The organism is Acidimangrovimonas sediminis (assembly GCF_002871005.1).
In the GTDB taxonomy this organism is placed as follows: Bacteria; Pseudomonadota; Alphaproteobacteria; order Rhodobacterales; family Rhodobacteraceae; genus Acidimangrovimonas; species Acidimangrovimonas sediminis.
In genome coordinates, this window is the sequence record NZ_PHSN01000012.1 from 164,084 (window position 1) to 182,562 (window position 18,479).

The 18,479-nt window shown below is 68.2% G+C and carries 13 protein-coding genes; 12 read left to right on the forward strand and 1 reads right to left on the reverse strand.

Going from position 1 to position 18,479, the window contains the following annotated elements:
* Window positions 1-179 precede the first annotated feature (179 nt).
* Window positions 180-1,475, forward strand: a complete 1,296-nt coding sequence (locus CVV76_RS11860) for an AAA family ATPase (RefSeq protein WP_102224858.1) — start codon at window positions 180-182, stop codon at window positions 1,473-1,475.
* A gap of 11 nt (window positions 1,476-1,486) precedes the next feature.
* A complete protein-coding gene (locus tag CVV76_RS11865; protein ID WP_102224859.1) occupies window positions 1,487-2,683 on the forward strand; it encodes a ParB/RepB/Spo0J family partition protein in 1,197 nt (398 codons plus the stop codon).
* A gap of 557 nt (window positions 2,684-3,240) precedes the next feature.
* Here the strand turns inward: CVV76_RS11865 and CVV76_RS11870 are convergent.
* Complete coding sequence (locus CVV76_RS11870) at window positions 3,241-5,592, reverse strand: helix-turn-helix transcriptional regulator (RefSeq protein WP_102224979.1); 2,352 nt, start codon at window positions 5,590-5,592, stop codon at window positions 3,241-3,243.
* A gap of 105 nt (window positions 5,593-5,697) precedes the next feature.
* On the opposite strand from CVV76_RS11870, the gene CVV76_RS11875 reads away from it, so the two are divergent.
* The 10 genes from CVV76_RS11875 to CVV76_RS11920 all read left to right on the forward strand — a co-directional run bounded on the left by CVV76_RS11875 (window position 5,698) and on the right by CVV76_RS11920 (window position 18,420).
* Window positions 5,698-6,726 carry an ABC transporter permease gene (locus CVV76_RS11875; protein ID WP_102224860.1) on the forward strand — a complete coding sequence of 343 codons (1,029 nt, stop codon included), beginning with the start codon at window positions 5,698-5,700 and terminating at the stop codon, window positions 6,724-6,726.
* Window positions 6,726-7,610 carry an ABC transporter permease gene (locus CVV76_RS11880; protein ID WP_102224861.1) on the forward strand — a complete coding sequence of 295 codons (885 nt, stop codon included), beginning with the start codon at window positions 6,726-6,728 and terminating at the stop codon, window positions 7,608-7,610. The genes CVV76_RS11875 and CVV76_RS11880 overlap by 1 nt, the downstream gene beginning before the upstream one ends.
* 1 nt (window position 7,611) lies before the next feature.
* Window positions 7,612-9,258, forward strand: coding sequence for an ATP-binding cassette domain-containing protein (locus tag CVV76_RS11885; protein ID WP_102224862.1), 1,647 nt, complete (start codon window positions 7,612-7,614; stop codon window positions 9,256-9,258).
* Between the two features lie 16 nt (window positions 9,259-9,274).
* Window positions 9,275-10,831: a hydantoinase/oxoprolinase N-terminal domain-containing protein gene (locus CVV76_RS11890; RefSeq protein ID WP_102224863.1), complete on the forward strand. Its 1,557-nt coding sequence runs from the start codon at window positions 9,275-9,277 to the stop codon at window positions 10,829-10,831.
* Window positions 10,824-11,954 (forward strand): DUF917 domain-containing protein, encoded by a 1,131-nt coding sequence (locus tag CVV76_RS11895; protein WP_102224864.1) that lies wholly within the window; start codon window positions 10,824-10,826, stop codon window positions 11,952-11,954. The genes CVV76_RS11890 and CVV76_RS11895 overlap by 8 nt, the downstream gene beginning before the upstream one ends.
* Before the next feature lie 61 nt (window positions 11,955-12,015).
* The gene (locus CVV76_RS11900; RefSeq protein WP_102224980.1) at window positions 12,016-13,614 is read left to right on the forward strand and encodes an ABC transporter substrate-binding protein; all 1,599 of its coding nucleotides are present in this window, start codon (window positions 12,016-12,018) and stop codon (window positions 13,612-13,614) included.
* A gap of 120 nt (window positions 13,615-13,734) precedes the next feature.
* Window positions 13,735-14,811, forward strand: a complete 1,077-nt coding sequence (locus CVV76_RS11905; protein ID WP_102224865.1) for a DUF917 domain-containing protein — start codon at window positions 13,735-13,737, stop codon at window positions 14,809-14,811.
* Window positions 14,808-16,346: a hydantoinase/oxoprolinase N-terminal domain-containing protein gene (locus CVV76_RS11910; protein ID WP_102224866.1), complete on the forward strand. Its 1,539-nt coding sequence runs from the start codon at window positions 14,808-14,810 to the stop codon at window positions 16,344-16,346. The genes CVV76_RS11905 and CVV76_RS11910 overlap by 4 nt, the downstream gene beginning before the upstream one ends.
* Window positions 16,347-16,420: 74 nt before the next feature.
* Window positions 16,421-17,386 (forward strand): isoaspartyl peptidase/L-asparaginase family protein, encoded by a 966-nt coding sequence (locus CVV76_RS11915; protein WP_102224867.1) that lies wholly within the window; start codon window positions 16,421-16,423, stop codon window positions 17,384-17,386.
* Window positions 17,383-18,420: a dipeptidase gene (locus tag CVV76_RS11920; RefSeq protein ID WP_102224868.1), complete on the forward strand. Its 1,038-nt coding sequence runs from the start codon at window positions 17,383-17,385 to the stop codon at window positions 18,418-18,420. The genes CVV76_RS11915 and CVV76_RS11920 overlap by 4 nt, the downstream gene beginning before the upstream one ends.
* The last annotated feature ends 59 nt before the right edge of the window (window positions 18,421-18,479 follow it).

The following is an 18,479-nucleotide window of genomic DNA, read 5'->3' on the forward strand; positions in this document are numbered from 1 at the left end:
TGCCCGGCTTTCCGGCCCGGGGCGGAACAGTGGCCGATTCGGGCCTGTCCCCCTGTTTCCCAAGGCAATCTTCCCCGCGGGGAAGATTTCTCCCATAGTGAACTTCACTTTTGCTTTTTTGGCAAATCCGGCGTATTTCCGTTTCAGGCAGGATTTTACGTCTAAGAGGCAAAGAGCAGATGTATACCCACGAAGACCTGGCCAAGCTTCAGGCCCAGTCGCTGAAGATGCAAAGCTGGATCCGCCAGCAGACCTTCAGCCCCGAAAGCACCAAGAGCCTGCGGCGCTTCTCGTCCTGGGAAGTGTCCGAGCTGATCTTCCGCATCAACCAGTCGACCTTCCGCGGACGGCTCGCCGCCGAGCCCTCGCTCCCCGGCGGCGAGGTCGAGGCCGACGGCCGCCAACGCTGGTTCTCGCTCGACGAGATCAACGAGCTGCGCCGCCGGATGAAGATCAACCGCAAGTCCCTGATGCCCCCCCGGCCCCAGGGCAAGCGCGCCTTCCGCGCCGCGGTCGCCAACTTCAAGGGCGGCGCCGGCAAGTCGACCGTCGCGCTCCACCTCGCCCATGCCGCCGCCCTCGACGGCTACCGCGTCCTCGTCGTCGACTTCGACCCGCAGGCCACGCTTTCGCACTCCATGGGTCTGACCGACGTGGCCGAGGATTACACCGTCTGGGGCATCATGGCCCGCGACCTGATCCGCGAGACGGACCGCATGAACTCGGCCATCACCGGGGCCGCCTCGGGCACCGCCCTGCCGCAGCGCAAGCTGCCCGCGGCGATCCGCGACCTCGGCCTGGGCGAGCTGCGCCACCAGGATTTCATCAAGACGACGGCCTGGTCCACCATCGACATCATCCCCTCCTGCGCCAACGCGGCCTTCGTGGAATTCGCCAGCGCCCAGTACCGCCACCTGAACCCGGAATGGTCGTTCTTCGCAGCCGTCTCGCGCTATCTCGACGGGCTGGCCGACGACGATTACGATCTGATCCTCTTCGACTGCCCGCCGGCGATCGGCTACCAGTCGATGAACGCGGTCTTTGCCGCCGACATGCTCTATATCCCCTCGGGGCCCGGTTACTGGGAATACGACAGCACCACCTCGTTCATCGGTCAGCTGGCCGAGGCGCTGGAGGATCTGGCGCACGGGTTCGACGGCACCTTCCCCGCGGGGAAGATCGGGTTGCCCAAGGCCTTCACCGACATCCGCTTTCTGATGACGCGCTACGAGCCGGGCAACGACCTCCACCGCGCGATGTTTCAGGCATTTCGCAAGGTCTTCGGTGATCATGTGGCAGAGCACCCGATCGAGATGACGCGGGCTGTGGAACAATCCGGGCGCTTCCTCTCGTCGGTCTACGAGATCGACTACCGCGAGATGACGCGCGAGACATGGCGCCGGGCGCGGGCCAGCTTTGACCGCGCCTATGACGAATTCAAGGACCGCGTCATCGCGGCCTGGGATCAGATCTGAAGGAGGCCGGCATGAGCAGGAAACGCCGCATCTTCGACATCGAGATGCCCGACGAAAGCACGGGCCCCTCGAGCGATGCCGAGGATCAGACGCGGGGCGATGACCCCCAGGGAGACGGCAGCAAGGGCGGCAATACGCCGGGGGCCGCGCCCGAGGAAGCCGCCGCCGATCTTTCGCAGACCTTCCCCGCGGGGAAGACGCAGCGCCGCGGCCCGATGGCCACCGCGATCACCGAGGCCGCGCAATCGGCCCGTGAACGGCAGGACATCGAGGCCCGGATCCGCGCCGAGAACGACGCGCTGGCGCATGAGCATGTCCGTCTGAAGAAGCTTGGCCTGGTGATGGAGATGATCCCGCTCGACCAGGTCGAGACGTGGAAGCTGACCCGCGACCGCACCAAGGGCCCGGACCCGGAGCTGCCCGAGCTGACCGAGTCGATCCGGACGCTGGGCCTGTCCAACCCGATCCGGCTGGAGGCGCGATCCGACGGGCGGTACGAGCTGATCCAGGGCTACCGCCGCCTCGGCGCCTATCGCGCGCTGCTGGAGGAAACGGGCGACGACGACCGCTGGGGCACGATCCCCGCCGTGGTGGCCGAGCCGGGCGAACAGCTGGAGCGTCTTTACCGGCTGATGGTCGACGAGAACCTCGTGCGCAAGGACATCTCTTTCTACGAGATGGCGCAGCTTGCGCTCGACTATGCGGGCGATCCGCAGACGGAGGAGAGCGACGCCGACAAGGTGGTGGCGCAGCTCTTCGCCTCGGCCGGCTACCAGAAGCGCAGCTACATCCGCGGCTTCATCAAGCTGGTCGAACGGGTGGGCGATCTGCTGCGCCACGGCCCGGCGATCCCGCGGCGGCTGGGGCTGACGCTGGTGCAGAAGCTGGAGGTGGAGCCGGCGCTGGTGCAGGTCCTGCGCGAGGATCTGAAGGGCTGGGACGACCGGTCGGCCGCGGATGAGCTGGACGTGCTGCGCCGGCTGTGCGGGGCCGGGGACGAGGCCCTCGACCCGCCGGCGCCGAAGCCCGCCAAGGCCCCGGGCCAGGGCCGCGCCAAGACCAGCTTTCAGCTCGACCGCCGCGAGGGCCGGGCGAAATGCACCGCCGCCAACGGCCGGCTGGAGATCCGTCTGCCGCGCGACTTCACCATGATCGACCGGCGCAAGCTGGAAGATGCGGTGAACCGGCTGCTCGACCAGCTCGACTGATCTTCCCCGCGGGGAAGATCCTCCGCCTCCGCCTCTGGCCCAAGGGCCGGGCGGGGGCGTTTTCATTTCAGGACCAGCGGAGGGGAAGCGGGCGCGTGCAATGCGCCGGCGGTGTCCTTTCTTCGTGGCCATGGGAAGTTGCATCTTCCCCGCGGGGAAGGGCGATGATCCTCCCCGCAGGTTTCCCTTGAGATCGTTCGGGGGCAAAGCGGCGAGGGGCATCTGGGGGCGGGGTTCGAACCAAGGCCCGTTTCCAAACACAGGTTGAAGACGGATCAGGCCGGAGGGCCGTGTGATCGCGGTTGAGGGCGCGTGGTCGGCGCGGGGCAGGGGCGGGGCAGAGGGGGCAGGGAGGGGCATCTTGGCGCCCGTTTGCGGCCTTGCAGCGGGCGGCAGGGCAGTAATGTGTCATAACAAGTGAAATTAGGCGGTAATTAATTTCTGTTTTGGCCGGAAACCATTTGAAAGCAGAAAGATAGGCCATAGGGCCCCGATGCGTGGAGATGTTGCGATCTGTGGGGATAGCGGGCCATCTTCCGGGGCGGAAAGGGCGGAAGTCAGATCCAGCCGAGCGCCTGCGCGGCCCGTGTCGCCTCTGTCCGCCGGGTGCAGCCGAGCTTGCGAAACAGGCCCGAGACGTGGAACTTCACCGTCGGCTCCGCGATGCCGAGAAGCTGGCCGATCTTCTGGTTCGACTGTCCCTCGGCGATCAGCTGAAGCATCTGGATCTCGCGCCGGGTGAGGCCGGCCGCACGGGCCTTGGCGTGGGGCGAGCGGATCGCGTCGCCGTAGATCGACAGCGCGGTGCGCACCTCGCTCGAGGTTTCGACGAGGGTGCGGATGCGCCTGTTGCGCAGCATCGGGGCGAGGAAGATCCGTTCCTCGGACAGCACGCCGAAACAGCCCAGCCGGCTTGCCGATTCCAGCGCGCCGCGCAGGTCGCGCCCGGCCTGCGCCGTCGCGCGGGTCTGGTCCAGCACATGGGCGCGCCAGATCCGCAGGGCCACGCGCTCTCGCTGAAGGACGCGGGGGTTGGCCAGCATCGCGGCAAGCTGTGCCGCGACGAAGGGGCGGTCGTACTGGCGGAAGGCAAGCTGGCGCAGGCGGGCCAGCGCGTGGACGATCTCTTCCTCGCGGGCGATCCGCTGAAGCTGGTCGACCGCGGCCTCGTGCCAGGTGCGGCCCTGCGCCATGTCGATCGCGTCGAGGATCGTCTCGGCCTCGTGCCAGCGGCCGAGGTTCTGGAAGGCGATGGCGGTGCGCATCTCCATCCGGGCGTGCAGGGGCAGGCGCTCGGCCAGGTGCAGCCACAGCCCGTCGAGAAAGCCCGAGCGGATCGTGCCGGGGAACTGGTCCATCATCACCTGCGAGGCGTAGCGGATGCCGAAGAGGAAGAGGCTGGGCCAGATCTCGGCGCGCGCGAAGGTCTCGAAATCCTCCTGCATGAAGGTGACGAGGGCCTGCGGCTGACCCTGTTCGTAGGCCATGGCGGCCTCGACCAGTCGCAGCATGCGGCTTTCGGTGTCGGTGGCGTGGCCGACCGCGGCCAGTGCCGCGGCGGCGTCGCGCAGCGCCGGACGGGCCAGCATCACGTCGCCGGCGTTCAGGCGCAGGACGCAGCGGTGCAGGTGGATGAAGAATTCCAGCAGCGGATGCCCGCCCGAGCGTTGCAGGTAGGTCAGGGCGCGGGCGGCGGCGGCCTCGGCGTTGCGGACGTTGCGGCGGCGGGCCTCGAATTCCAGCAGGGCGTTGTAGAAGGCGGCCCATTTCTGGTCGTCGCCGACGGGATAGTCGGCCATGAATTCCTGAAGGCGCATCAGCATGGTGTCGCTTGGGGTCAGGTCCTCGGCGATCATCATGTTGAGGCGAAAGCGTCGGGCGGCAAAGCTGAACCGGGTGCCGCGCGGCAGCACCTTGAGCGGGTCGAGATAGTCGGACCCGAGGTGCTTGCCCACGAGGTTCCGGACCCGCACCAGCTCTCCCATCTTCAGCAGGCTGCGGGCGACGGCGAACAGCACCGTCTCGTTGGTCGCGATCATCTCCTGCGAGAAGCGCTGGATGACCTTGCTGAAATCGTCGGTCCGGCTGTCGTAGATCAGTTCCAGCCCGCGCGCATGTTCCAGGATCTGCGCCGCATGCGCCTCGTGCCCGTGGTCGAGGAGCAGCGCCATCGCCTGGAGCGGATGGCCGCCGGCCTCGAGCGCGGTGGCGCGCTCGGTCGCCGCGCCGCTGCCGGTCATCCCCGAGAGGCGGGCGGTGACTGCCCGGCCGAGCAGGTGGAAGGCGTGCCCCGCGCGGCCCTCGAAGACACCGGCGGGAAGCGACTGGCGCATCCCGTCGGGCAGGGGGCGGCCCTCGCCGGTGGCGAGCCAGAGCGACAGCGCGGTCAACTGGCCGGGGCCGAAGCCCGCGAGGAAGGTCTCGGCGATGTAGTCCGCGGCCAGCGGGTCGTCGGGCGAGAGGGTGAGGGGCAGGAATCCCGGCCAGCTGCCGTAGTCGGTGGCGAGGGCGGCGGCCTGCGCCGGGGGCAGGTCGCGCGTCTCGTCCCGGGTGAACGCCATCTCGGCGGGGCCGAGTTGCAGGCTGCCGCCATGCAGCAGCCGCCGGGCGAGGCCGCTCAGCCGCTGGTGCGGGCGGCAGGCGATGACGAGGTGGCGGGCGGTCTCCTGCACCTCGGGGGCGAGGCGGGGGGCCTGGGTGGTGGCCGGGGTATCCCAGATCAGCCAGCCGTCCTGCACATCCGCGGGCCGGGGATGGGGCAGGCGGCAGACCCGCCGCCCCCGCGCCTGCGCCAGCTGGTCGAGCAGCACCGACTTTCCCGCCCCGGCCGGCGCGCGCAGGACGGCGGTGCCGGTGGTATCGGCCTCGATACGGGCCAGAAGGGCGGGGCGGGGGAGGAACTTTGTCATGAAACCCATACTAACTTTTTCAAAACCCATACCAAACCGGAATTGTTGCGGCCTGACGCCGCGTGGAACCCTGCGACCGGAGCTACCGCACGAGGACATTCGCCGATGCAGCAACATCCGATGGTCGCGATCCTGAGACGGCTTGGGGCCTTCATCCTCGTGCTTGTCGCCCTGTCGGTGATGATCTTCATCCTTGCGCGGGTGGTGCCGGGCGATCCGGCGCGGATGGCGCTTGGCCCCGCGGCGTCGCAGGCGCAGGTGGCGCAGCTGCGCGCCGAGATGGGGATGAACGACCCGCTGCTGTCGCAATACCTGCACTACGCCTGGAACGCGGTGCATGGCGATTTCGGCATGTCGCTGGTGTCGCAGCGCCCGGTGACGCAGGACCTGGCGGAAACCGTGCCCGCGACGGTGGAGCTGGTGCTGGCCTCGGTGATCTTCATGTTCGCGGTGGCGATCCCGCTGGGGGTGCTGACGGCGCAGTACCGCGACCGCTGGGTCGATGTGCTGGGGCGGCTGATCTCGCTGACCGGGGTGACGATCCCCAGCTTCCTTGTCGCGATCTCGCTGCAATTGCTGGCCGCGCGGTTCTGGCCCAGCTGGCCGATCCTCGGGCGGCTGGACCATGGGCTGAACTTTCACGGCGGGCCGACCGGTTTCATGCTGATCGACGGCGTGCTGGCCTGGCGCTGGGACGTGGTGGCAAGTGCCGCGCAACACCTGATCCTGCCGGCCTTTGCCCTGTCGATCGCGGGGATCGGACAGATCACCCGGATCACCCGCGCGGCGATGCTGGAGAACCAGCGCAAGGACCACGTTCTGACGCTGAAAAGCTTTGGCGTGCCCGAGCGGGTGATCGTCTTTCGCTACCTGCTGAAGCTGTCGTCGATCGCGCCGGTCACGATCATGGGGCTCGAGTTCGCCTCGCTCATCGGCAACGCCTTCGTCATCGAGATGATCTTTTCCTGGGGCGGCTTCGCCTCCTACGGGCTGGAGGCGATCCTGCACAAGGATCTCAACGCGGTCAGTGCGGTGGTGCTGGTCTCGGGCCTGTTCTTCATCGTCGCCAACCTGATCGTGGACGTGGTGATCACGCTTCTCGATCCGCGCCAGCGCCAGAAAGGGGGCCGCTGATGTCCGACGCCAAGATGCTTCTTGATGCCAGCGACCGCGAGATGAGCGCGGCCTACATGATGTGGTACCGCTACAGCCGGAAACCGGCGGCGGTGATCGGCACGCTGATCGTGCTGTCGGCGATCGCGATGGCGGTGTTCGCGCCCTGGATCGCGCCGCACCCCAAGGATGTGGGCACGGTGGTGAACTTCCGTGCGCGTCACCACGCACCGGAGCTGGCGCATCTGTTCGGCACCGATCAGGTGGGGCGGGACATCCTGTCGCGCGCGCTGTTCGGGATGCGGGTGTCGCTGCTGCTGGTGCTGGGGGTTCTGGGGATCTCGGTCCCCGTGGGTACGGTGCTGGGGCTGGTCGCGGGCTATTTCGGCGGCTGGGTGGAGCGGGTGATCACCGGGTTGACCAACGTCATGCTGGCGATGCCGCCCCTGGTGCTGGCGCTGGCCGTGTCGAACCTGCTGGAACCCACGCTGACCAACGCGATGCTGGCGATCACCCTGCAATGGTGGACCTGGCACGCGCGGCTGATCTACGCGGTGTCGAAATCCGTGGCGGCCGAGGATTATATCGAGGCGGCGCGCCTGTCGGGCGCCGGGCCGCTTCACATCCTCTTTCGCGAGATCCTGCCCAACTGCGTCTCGGTCATCTCGGTCAAGACCACGCTGGACGCGGCCTTCGTGATCCTGCTGGGCGCGACGCTCAGCTTCCTCGGCTTCGGGGTGAAGCCACCGACGCCGGACCTGGGCTCGATGGTCGCCGCCGGGCGGCAGTTCATGCCCGATTACTGGGGGGAGGTTCTCTGCCCCGGGGCCGCGGTCCTTTACGTCACGCTGGGGTTCAACCTGCTGGGCGACGGCCTGCGCGACATGTTCGATGTGGAGAGTTGAGATGACCGACGCGCTTCTTCAGGTCGAGGGCCTCAACGTCAGCTTCACCACCTATGGCCGCACCCGGCAGGTGCTGCGCGATGTCTCCTTTTCCGTCGCGGCGGGCGAGCGCGTCGCGCTGATCGGCGAGACGGGGTCGGGCAAGTCGGTCACCGCCAAGGCGATCATCGGCACCTTGCCGAACGCCGCCACGATCACCGGCGGCGCGATCCGGCTGGAGGGGCGCGAGGTGCTGCACATGCCGCCGGGCGAGCGTGAGGCGCTGAAGGGCACGGCGTTCTCGCTGATCATGCAGGACCCGCTGTCATCGTTCAATCCGGTCTTCCTGATCGGCACGCATCTGGATGACGTGATGCGCTTTGCCGACCGCAGGCGCGGGGTGCGCGCCAGCCGGGCCGAGCGGCGCGACCGCATCGCCGCGGTGCTGCGCCGGGTGCAGCTGGCCGACCCCGAGCGGGTGATGAATTCCTATCCGTCCGAGCTTTCGGGCGGGATGCGCCAGCGGGTGCTGATCGGGCTGGCGCTCTTGCATCAGCCGAAACTGCTGATCGCGGATGAGCCGGGCACGGCGCTCGACGTGACCACGCAGGACGAGATCATGAACCTGATCAACCAGCTGGTGCGCGAGGAGGGGATGGCCCTGCTGATGATCACCCACAACCTTGGCGTCGTGCGCAAGGTGGCCGACCGGGTGGTGGTGATGCATCACGGCGATATCGTCGAGACCGGCGATTGCCACCGGATCCTGGGGGCGCCCGCGCAAGATTACACCCGCGCGCTGATCGACGCGGTGCCGCCGCTTTATGGCCCCCGCGTCACGACGCAGGCCCTGACCGAGGGCGCGCCGATCGTCGAGGCCGGGGCGCTGACCAAGACCTTCGGCCGCCGCCGGTCCGAGTTCACGGCGGTGCGCGAGGTCAGCCTGACCCTGCGCAAGGGCGAGATCTTTGGTCTGGCCGGGGAATCCGGGTCTGGCAAGACCACGGTCGCGCGGATGATGATGGGGCTTCTGTCGCCCACCACCGGGCAGGTGACCTTTCACGAGACACCCGCGAAGGGCCGCCCTCTGGCGCAGATCGTCTATCAGAACCCGGGCACCTCGCTGAACCCCAAGCGCACGGTGGCGCAATCGCTGTCGGTGCCGCTGAAGGCGCTGGGGAAGAAGGGTGCCGTTCGGCAGGTCCGGATGCAGGAGCTGATGGCGCTGGTGCGGCTGCCGGTCAGCTATCTGGGCAAGTATCCGCATGAGCTTTCGGGCGGGCAGAAGCAGCGCGTGGCGATCGCCCGGGCGCTGGCGGCGGAGCCGAAGATCCTGATCCTCGACGAGCCCACCGCGGCGCTGGACGTGTCGGTGCAGAAGACGGTGATCGACCTGCTGCTGCAGCTGCGCGAGGAGCTGGGCCTGACCTATTTCATGATCTCGCACGACCTGTCGCTGATGCGGAATTTCTGCTCGCGCATCGCCGTGATGCTGCGCGGCGAGATCGTCGAGGAGGGGGCGACACCCGATGTCTTCGCCGCCCCCGAACACCCCTACACCCGCGCCCTGATCGCCGCGATCCCGGTGATCAGCGACGACGAGGAACGCATGAAACCCGCGGTCACCGACGAGGAGCGCGCGCGCACCCTTGTCGCGACGACGGTCTGACACGAAGGAGCCTTGAGTGTATCGCGTAGGAATTGACGTGGGCGGCACGAATACCGATGCCGTCGTGCTGGAGGGCAAGCGCGTCCTCGCCGGGGTGAAGGCCTCGACCACCGAGGATGTCACCTCGGGCGTGCTGGAGGCGCTGGAAAAGGTCATCGCCGCCTCTGGCATCGCGCGCGACGAGATCGCGGCGATCATGATCGGCACGACCCATTTCACCAACGCGGTGATCGAGCGGCGCCACATGGACGAGGTCGCGGCGATCCGTCTGGGCCTGCCGTCGGGCGCGGGGCTGCCGCCGATGGTCGACTGGCCCGAGGATTTGCGCCAGATCGTCGGCAACCACGGTTACCAGGTGAAGGGCGGGTTCGAATTCGATGGCCGCATCCTGTCGCCGCTGGACGAGGACGAGATCCTGCGCATCGCCGGTGAGATCCGGGCGAAGGGCCTGAACGCCGCCGCCGTCACCTGTGTCTTCTCGGGCGTGAACGATGCGATGGAGGTTCGCGTCAAGGAGATGCTGGAGGGCGAATGCCCCGGCCTGCGCGTGGTGATGTCGAAGGATATCGGGCGCCACGGCCTGCTGGCGCGCGAAAGTGCCGCGATCATGAACGCCTCGCTGCTGTCGCTGGCCGACCGCACGGTCGCGGCCTTCGGCGAGGCGCTGAAGCGCGCCAAGATCGCGGCGCCGTTCTACATCACCCAGAACGACGGCACGCTGATGGCGGCGGATGTGGTGCGCGATTACCCGGTGCTGACCTTTGCCTCGGGTCCCACCAACTCCATGCGCGGCGCGGCCTTCCTGACCGGGCTGAAAGAGGCGATCGTGGTCGATGTGGGCGGCACGACCTCGGACGTGGGGGCGCTGTCGATGGGCTTTCCGCGGCAGGCCTCGACCACCGTCGATATCGGCGGGGTGCGCACCAACTTCCGCATGCCCGACGTGTTCTCCATCGGGCTGGGCGGCGGGTCGCTGGTCGTTGAGACGGGCGACGCGGTGACGATCGGGCCGAAATCCGTGGGTTACCGGGTCAGCCGCGAGGCGCTGGTGTTCGGCGGTGATGTGCTGACCGCGACCGACATTGCCGTGGCCAGCGGCCGGGCCGAGATCGGCGACCGCGCGGGCGTGGCAGGGCTGGCGCCCGATCTGGTCGCCCGCGCCGTCGCGCGGATGACCGAGATGTTCGAGGATTGCGTCGAGCGTTCGCGCGTGTCCTCGGCCCCGGTGCCGGTGATCGCGGTGGGCGGCGGGTCCGTCCTGATGCCCGACCGGATCGGCGAGCTGGAGGTGATCCGGCCCGAGAACTTCGGCGTGGCCAATGCCGTGGGCGCCGCCATCGCGCAGATCTCGGGCGAGACGGATCGTGTCTTCAGCCTGATCGACGGCCGCACGCGGGAGAGCGCGCTGGCCGAGGCCGAGGCGGAAGCCCGCGAAAAGGCGATCGCCGCCGGGGCGCTTGCCGACACGCTCGAGGTGATCGAGCGCGAGGACATGCCGCTGGCCTACCTGCCGGGCAATGCCACCCGCATCCATGTGAAAGTCGTCGGAGAAATGGGGACGCCGAATGCCTGAGACCAACGTGCATTTTGACACTGCAAACCTGCGGACCCTGACCCCCGGGGATCTGGACGCGCTGGAAATCGGCGCGGGTATCCTTGGCTGCGGTGGTGGCGGCAACCCCTATCAGGGCAAGCTCTTGACGCTGGAGGCGATGAAGGCGGGATACCAGATGACCCTGCTTGCCACCGACGACATCGCGCCCGAGGCGCGCTGCATGTCCGTGGGCGGGATCGGGGCCCCGGTGGTGGGGACCGAACGGATCCGCGAGGGGCGCGAGGGTCTGCGCTGCCTGCGCGCGATGGAGGAATACACCGGCCAGCCGATCGACGCCGTGGTCTGCGAGGAGATCGGCGGGGCGAATTCGATGAACCCGCTGGTCACCGCGGGTCTGGCCGGTCTGCCGGTGCTGGATTGCGACGGGATGGGCCGGGCCTTTCCCGAGATGCAGATGACGACGTTCTCGATCTACGGCCACAGCTCCACCCCCTCGGTGATGTGCGATCTGCATGGCAATGTCGTGGTCTTTCAGCACGCGGTGTCCGAGGTGTTTCACGAGCGCATGGCGCGGGCCTGCGTCGTGGCGCAGGGGGGCGGGGCGATGCTGGCCACCGCACCGATGGCGGCCTCCTACGTGCAGCGCTACGCGATCCCGAAAAGCTATACCCAGGCGCTGGAACTGGGCGAGGCGGTGATCGCGGCGCGGCGCAACCAGGACGACCCGATCGAGGCGGTCTGCAAAAGCCAGGGCGGGCGGCGCCTGTTCACCGGCAAGATCACCGACCTGAAGCGCCATCTGCGCGGCGGTTTCGCGGTGGGCGAGGTCAGCCTTGGCGGCTTTGGCGCGAACCAGGGGGAGGCGGCCGAGATTGCGATCCAGAACGAGTTCCTGATCTTCCGCCGCGAGGGCAGGGTCGAGGTCACGGTGCCTGACCTGATCGTCGTGCTGGATGTCGACACCGGCTATCCGATCACGACCGAGGTGCTGCGCTACGGCCAGCGGGTCGCGGTGCTGGCGCTGCCGGCGCCCGCGCTCCTGCGCACGCCGCAGGCGCTTGAGGTCGTGGGGCCGCAGGCCTTCGGTTACCCCGAAATCGTCTTTGACCCGCTGCCCGCCGCCACCGTCGGCGCCGCCTGAGTTTCCCCAAGTTTCCGTGCCGGTGGGGGGTCACCCCCGGCGCATCCAACAGGAGAAAATGATGAAATACATGACGTTCAAGAACACCCTGGCGGCGCTGTCGCTGGGCACGGCGATGGCGCTGAGCCTGGGGCAGGGGGCCATGGCGGCCGACAAGGACAAGGTCTCGATCGTGGTCAACGCGATGCAGATCTTTTCCACCCTCGATCCGGCGAAGATCAGCGACTACACCGATTACATGGCCGCGGTGAACATGTACGACGGCCTGACCACGGTGGATGCCAAGGGCCAGATCGTGCCGCATCTGGCGAAGTCGTGGGACGTGTCGGACGACGGGCTGACCTATACCTTCCACCTGCGCGACGACGTGAAATTCCAGAACGGCGATCCGATGACCTCGGCCGACGTGGTCTGGTCGCTCGACCGCCTGATCGCGATCAACAAGGGACCGGCCAGCCTGATCCAGGGGCTTGTGACCGCCGGCGACATCTCGGCCCCCGATGCGCATACCGTGGTGTTCAAGCTCAAGAAGGTCTTCTCCCCCTTCCTCGCGATCACGCCCTCCTTCCTTGTTCTCGACAAGAAAGAGGTGACGGCCAACGCCACGGCCGACGACAAATGGGGCCAGGCCTATGTCGGCGATCATTCCGTGGGCACCGGCCCCTATGCGCTGGTCAGCTACAACCGCGCGGCGGATCTGGTGATCAAGCGCAACCCCGATTACTTCCTCGGCTGGACCAAGGGCACGCCGATCGACGAGATCCGTTTCGTACAGACCTCGGATGACGCGACGGTCAAGGCGCTGGCGCAGAAGGGGGAGCTGGGGCTTTCCTCGACCGGTCTGGCGATCGACACCTATGACCAGCTGGCCAAGATGAAGGGCTACAAGGTGATCTCGACCACCACGGGGTCGAGCTACACCCTGAAGTTCAACACCAAGGTCGCGCCGACCGATGACGTGCATGTCCGCCGCGCCATCGCCGCCGCCATCGACTATGCCACGATCCAGCGCGACATCCGCCCCGGCAAGGGCATGGCCGGGCCGCTGTCATCGACCTTTGCCGCCGCCCATGACGACGACCTGAAGGTCGCCAAGCAGGACATGGATCTTGCCAAGGCCGAGCTGGCCAAGTCGAAATACGCGGGTCAGAGCATCACCCTGCCGGTGGCCTATGTCGCCTCGCTGTCCTATGAGGCCGACACCGCGCTGCTATTGCAGGCGAACCTTGCGCCGCTGGGCATCAAGGTCGACATCCAGCCCGAGCCGTGGAACCGCATCGTCGAGATGGCGACCAAGCCGAAGACGACGCCCGCGGCGACGCTGGTGAACGTCGAGGGCAACTATCCCTCGCCGGATTCGATCTTCTACAACGTCTACGATTCCGGTCACGCGGGGACCTGGTGGTCGATGGAATGGCTGCAGAACAAAGAGGTCGACGGCCTGATCGCCAAGGCCCGTTCGGAAACCGACGTGGCGGCCCAGAATGCGACCTACAAGACGTTGCAGCAAAAGCTGGTGGATCTGCAGCCCGATGCCTGGCTGGCCGCCCCGATCCGGCGCTATGCGGCGTCGACCTGTCTGCAGGGCTATGAATACATCCCGATGCAGAGCTGGGACCTGAACTTCTGGAACTTCCACTGGGATTGTTCCGCGAAGTAACGGCGCCCTGCCAACGCTTGCTCCCCTCCGGCGCCTTCGGGCCCGGGGGGCCGACCCGGTCTTCCCACGGGAAGGCCGGGTCCCCCTGACACTGCCCCCTTCTGACCAGAGAGAAACGACATGCTCGAGGATTTCCCCGTTGAGGATATCGATCCCCTCGCCACCGGCGCGTGGATCCTGGGAACGGGGGGCGGCGGCAATCCCTATCTCTCGACCCTCAATCTCAAGCGGCTCTATGCCGAGGGGCATCGGGTGCAGGTGATGGACCCCGCCGCGCTGGACGATGACGACCTTGTCGCCGTGGTGTCCGGCATGGGCGCGCCGCTGGTGGGTCAGGAACGGCTCAAGGACCCGCGCCACATGGCGCGCGCGGTCGAGCTTATGGAAGATTACCTTGGCCGCCCCTTCCGCGCGATCATGGCGCTGGAGATCGGCGGCGCCAACGCGCTGTCGCCCTTCCTTGCCGCGGCCTTGCTGGGCCGCCCGGTGGTCAATGCCGATTGCATGGGCCGGGCGTATCCGGAGGCGCAGATGACCTCCTTCGCGATCGGGGGGCTGTCGATGTTCCCGCTGGCCATGGTCGACGTGCGCGACAACGAAGTGATCGTGGCGCGGGCCGAAAGCTGGAAGTGGATGGAAAAGATCTCGCGTGCGGCCTGCACCGCGATCGGGTCCACCGCCGCCACCTGCAAGGCGCCGCGCACCGGCCGCGAGGTCAAGGATTGGGGCATCCACGACACCATCACCAAGGCGGTCGAACTGGGCCGCGCGGTCGATGCGGCACGCGCACGCCATGCCGATCCGGTGGCCGCGATCCTCGACCATGAGGGCGGCAAGTCGCTGTTCCGCGGCAAGGTGGTGGATGTGGACCGTACCACCACGGGCGGCTTCCTGCGCGGCAGCACGAAGATCGAGGGGCTGGGCGAGGATCGCGGCGCGGTGCTGGAACTGGCGTTCCAGAACGAATGGGCCGTGGCCTTCCGCGACGGCGTGCCGGTCGCGATGACGCCAGACCTGATCTGCCTGCTCGACACCGTGTCGGGCAGCGCGCTGGGGACCGAGGCCGTGCGCTATGGCCAGCGCGTCAGCGTCGTGGCCCTGCCTGCGCCGGAAATCCTGACCAGCCCCGCGGGGCTGGAGGCCGTGGGCCCGCGCGCCTTTGGCTATGACATTGACTTCAAATCGGTATTCGCATGAAACGTATCGGAATTGACGTCGGCGGCACCAACACGGATGCCGTTCTGATCGACGGCGAAACCATCCTCGCCTCGGTCAAGGTGCCGACCACGCAGGACGTGATGTCGGGGGTGAAGGCGGCGCTGTCGCATGTGGCGGCGCATCTGGGCGACACGCCGGGCCCCCTGGGCGCGGTGATGATCGGCACCACGCATTTCACCAACGCGGTGGTGGAACGCGCCCGGCTGGAGCGGGTCGCGGCCCTGCGCGTGGCGCTGCCCACCGGCGCCTCGCTGCCGCCGATGTGCGACTGGCCCGCCGATCTGGTTCAGGCCGTCGATCCGCTGATCTTCATGACCCACGGCGGGCATGAATACGACGGCGCGCCCTTGGTGCCGATGCGCGACGACGAGATCCGCGAAGCGGCGATGCGGATCCGCGATGCGGGCGTCACCTCGGTCGCGATCTCGGCCACCTTCTCGCCGCTGACCACGGAATGCGAGGACCGCGCGGCGGAGATCGTGCGTCAGGTCATCCCCGGGGCGCGGATCACCTTGTCGAACACGCTGGGCCGCATCGGGCTGCTGGAACGCGAGAACGTGGCGCTTCTGAATGCCGCGCTGCAATCGCTGGGGCGGATCACGGTGCAGGCGTTCAAGGACGCGCTGGCCGAGGCCGGGCTGTCGGTGCCGTTCTACCTGACCCAGAACGACGGGACCGTCGCGCTGGCCGAGGCCGCGGCGGCGAACCCGGTGTTCAGCTTTGCCTCCGGTCCCACCAACTCCATGCGCGGGGCGGCCTTCCTGACGGGGCTCGAGGACGCGATGGTGGTGGATGTGGGCGGCACCACCTCGGACATCGGCTGTCTTGTGGGGGGCTTCCCGCGCGAGGCGAACAACATCGTCCATATCGGCGGGGTACGCACCCTCTTCCGCATGCCTGACCTGCTGCCCATCGCGCTTGGCGGCGGCACGATCGTAGACCCGCGGACCGGCGCGATCGGGCCGCGGTCGACCGGCTACCGCATCCTGCAGGAGGCGCGGGTGTTCGGCGGTGAAACCCTGACCGCCTCGGACATCGCGGTGGCGGCAGGCGTGGTCGAGATGGGCGATCCGGGCCGCGTGGCGGATCTGGATCCCGCCTTTGTCGCGGCCACGCGGGCGAAGATGGCCGCGATGATCGCCGAGAGCTTCGACCAGATGAAGACCTCGGCCGAGGATGTGCCGCTGATCGCGGTGGGGGGCGGGGCCTTCCTGATCCCCGATCAGGTGCCCGGCGCATCCGAGGTGCTGCGGGTCGAGAACGCGGGCGTGGCCAACGCGATCGGGGCCGCGATGGCGCAGGTCTCGGGCGAGGTGGACAAGGTGTTCTCGGGCCTCTCGCGCGATGCGGCACTTTCGGCGGCCGAGGAAGAGGCGCGCGCCGCGGCCGTGGCCTCGGGTGCGGCGGAGGACAGCCTGAAGACGCTGGAGGTCGAGGACATCCCGATCGCCTACCTGCCCGGCGCTGCCCGCCGCGTGCGTGTGCGGGTGATCGGTGATATCGACTTCGGCTGACCGTGCAAACCGCGGGACAGCGGGGCGGTCCGCCCTATCTGCAAGAACGAAACCACAGGAGATGGGCACGGAAGATGGGCACGGCGAGACAGGCACTGGCAATTCACGGCGGCTGCGGGGTGCTGCCGCACGACAGCATGACCCTTGCGGAATGGGACGGGGCGCGGAGCGATCTTGGCCGTGCGCTGGCCGCCGGCTGGGCGGTGCTGAGCGGCGGCGGCAGTGCCGTGGCGGCGGTGGAGGCCGCGGTGAACGTGATGGAGGACAGCCCGCATTTCAACGCGGGCCACGGCGCCGCGCTGAACGCCGACGGGGTGCATGAGCTGGATGCCTCGATCATGGACGGGGCGACGCTGGAGGCCGGGGCGATCAGCGCGGCGCGTCACATCCGCAACCCGGTCAGCGCTGCGCGCGCACTGATGAACGATGGCCGCGCGGTGTTCCTGACCGGCCCCGATGCCGACCGGTTCGCCGAGGCGGCAGGGTTCGCCCCGGTCGCGCAGGAGTATTTCACCACGCAGAAGCGGGTCGAGGCGCTGGCCGCGATGAAGGCGCATGCGCTGGCCGGCACCGAGGCCAGCGAGAACGAGAAGCACGGCACGGTGGGGGCGGTCGCGCTCGATCTTGCGGGGCACCTGGCGGCGGCCACCTCGACCGGGGGCTATACCAACAAGCCGCCGGGGCGGGTGGGCGACAGCCCGGTGATCGGCGCGGGAACCTATGCGCGCGACGGGGTCTGTGCCGTTTCGGGCACCGGCAAGGGCGAGTATTTCATCCGTCACGTCGTGGGGCACGAGATCGCCGCGCGCATGGCCTATCTGGGCGAATGCCTGGAAGAGGCCTCCGAACGCGTGGTGATGGAGGATCTGGGCGCGACTCGGCAGCACGGCGAGATCATCGGCGCGGGCCTCGTGGCGATCGACGCCGAGGGCCGGGTGTCGGCGCCCTACAACACCGCCGGCATGTTCCGCGGCTGGGTGACGCCCGACGGGCGCGCCTATGTCGCCACCCATGACGAACTTCACGAGGTGACGCTGTGACCGAGACCCCGACCCCCGTCTTCGACGGCCACAACGACATTCTTTCCAAGCTGCTGCGCCAGGGGGCCGAGGGCGCGGCCGGGCGGTTCGTCTCGGGCGATCCCGCGCTGCAGATCGACCTGCCGCGCGCCGGCACGGGCGGCCTTGCCGGCGGGCTTTGCGCCGTCTGGGTCGCGAGCGAGGAGACGGCGCCCGACGCGAACGGCGACCTGCCGCAGGTGCCGCGGCTTTCGGCGCTGGACCAGACCATCGCGCAGGCGGCCCTGTTGCGGCGGATCGAGCGGGCCTCGGACGGCGGGCTGACGGTCTGCACCAGCGCGGAAGGCATCCGCGCGGCGATGGCGCGGGGCAGTTTCGCCGCCGTCTTCCATGTCGAGGGGATCGAGGCCGCGGGTGCCGATCTGGACCTTGTCCATGTGCTGCACGCGGCGGGGATGCGCACCCTCGGCCCGGTCTGGAGCAGGCCGAACCTGTTTGCCCACGGCGTGCCCTTCGTCATGGATCACGACCCCGAGTTCGGCCCGGGGCTGAGCGATGCGGGGCGCGATCTGGTGCGGCTGTGCAACGAGCTTCGGATCATGGTGGACCTGTCGCACATGAATGCCGAGGGGTTCCGCGACGTGGCGAAGCTGTCGGACGCGCCGCTGGTCGCCTCGCATTCCAACGCCTGGTCGATCTGCCCGCACAGCCGCAATGCGACCGACTGGCAGCTGGACGCGATCCGTGACACCGGCGGGCTGGTCGGCCTGAACTTCGGCGTGCGCTTCCTGCATCCCAAGGGGACCCGCGACCCGGACCTGGGGTTCGACGTGATGGTCCGCCACATCGACGCGCTGATCGAGAAGGTGGGGATCGACCACGTCGCGCTGGGGTCGGATTTCGACGGCACCTTCATGGGGCGGAACCTGCACGACGTGACCTGCCTGCCCGACCTTCTGGCCGCGCTGCGGGGGGCGGGCTACGACGACGAGGCGGTCGCGAAGATCGCACACCGCAACTGGATCGCGCTGCTGGAGCGTACCTGGGGCGCGTGAGCCGCCGCGCCCCGGGCCGCTCACGGAGTGCGCCCGGGGAGGGGGGCGGACCCGCCGGG

Bases quoted from the DNA above. Each gene is read 5' to 3' on its own strand.
- CVV76_RS11860 (WP_102224858.1), top strand. From the start codon at position 180: ATGTATACCCACGAAGACCTGGCCAAGCTTCAGGCCCAGTCGCTGAAG.
- CVV76_RS11865 (WP_102224859.1), top strand. From the start codon at position 1,487: ATGAGCAGGAAACGCCGCATCTTCGACATCGAGATGCCCGACGAAAGC.
- CVV76_RS11870 (WP_102224979.1), bottom strand. From the start codon at position 5,592: ATGACAAAGTTCCTCCCCCGCCCCGCCCTTCTGGCCCGTATCGAGGCC.
- CVV76_RS11875 (WP_102224860.1), top strand. From the start codon at position 5,698: ATGCAGCAACATCCGATGGTCGCGATCCTGAGACGGCTTGGGGCCTTC.
- CVV76_RS11880 (WP_102224861.1), top strand. From the start codon at position 6,726: ATGTCCGACGCCAAGATGCTTCTTGATGCCAGCGACCGCGAGATGAGC.
- CVV76_RS11885 (WP_102224862.1), top strand. From the start codon at position 7,612: ATGACCGACGCGCTTCTTCAGGTCGAGGGCCTCAACGTCAGCTTCACC.
- CVV76_RS11895 (WP_102224864.1), top strand. From the start codon at position 10,824: ATGCCTGAGACCAACGTGCATTTTGACACTGCAAACCTGCGGACCCTG.
- CVV76_RS11900 (WP_102224980.1), top strand. From the start codon at position 12,016: ATGAAATACATGACGTTCAAGAACACCCTGGCGGCGCTGTCGCTGGGC.
- CVV76_RS11905 (WP_102224865.1), top strand. From the start codon at position 13,735: ATGCTCGAGGATTTCCCCGTTGAGGATATCGATCCCCTCGCCACCGGC.
- CVV76_RS11910 (WP_102224866.1), top strand. From the start codon at position 14,808: ATGAAACGTATCGGAATTGACGTCGGCGGCACCAACACGGATGCCGTT.
- CVV76_RS11915 (WP_102224867.1), top strand. From the start codon at position 16,421: ATGGGCACGGCGAGACAGGCACTGGCAATTCACGGCGGCTGCGGGGTG.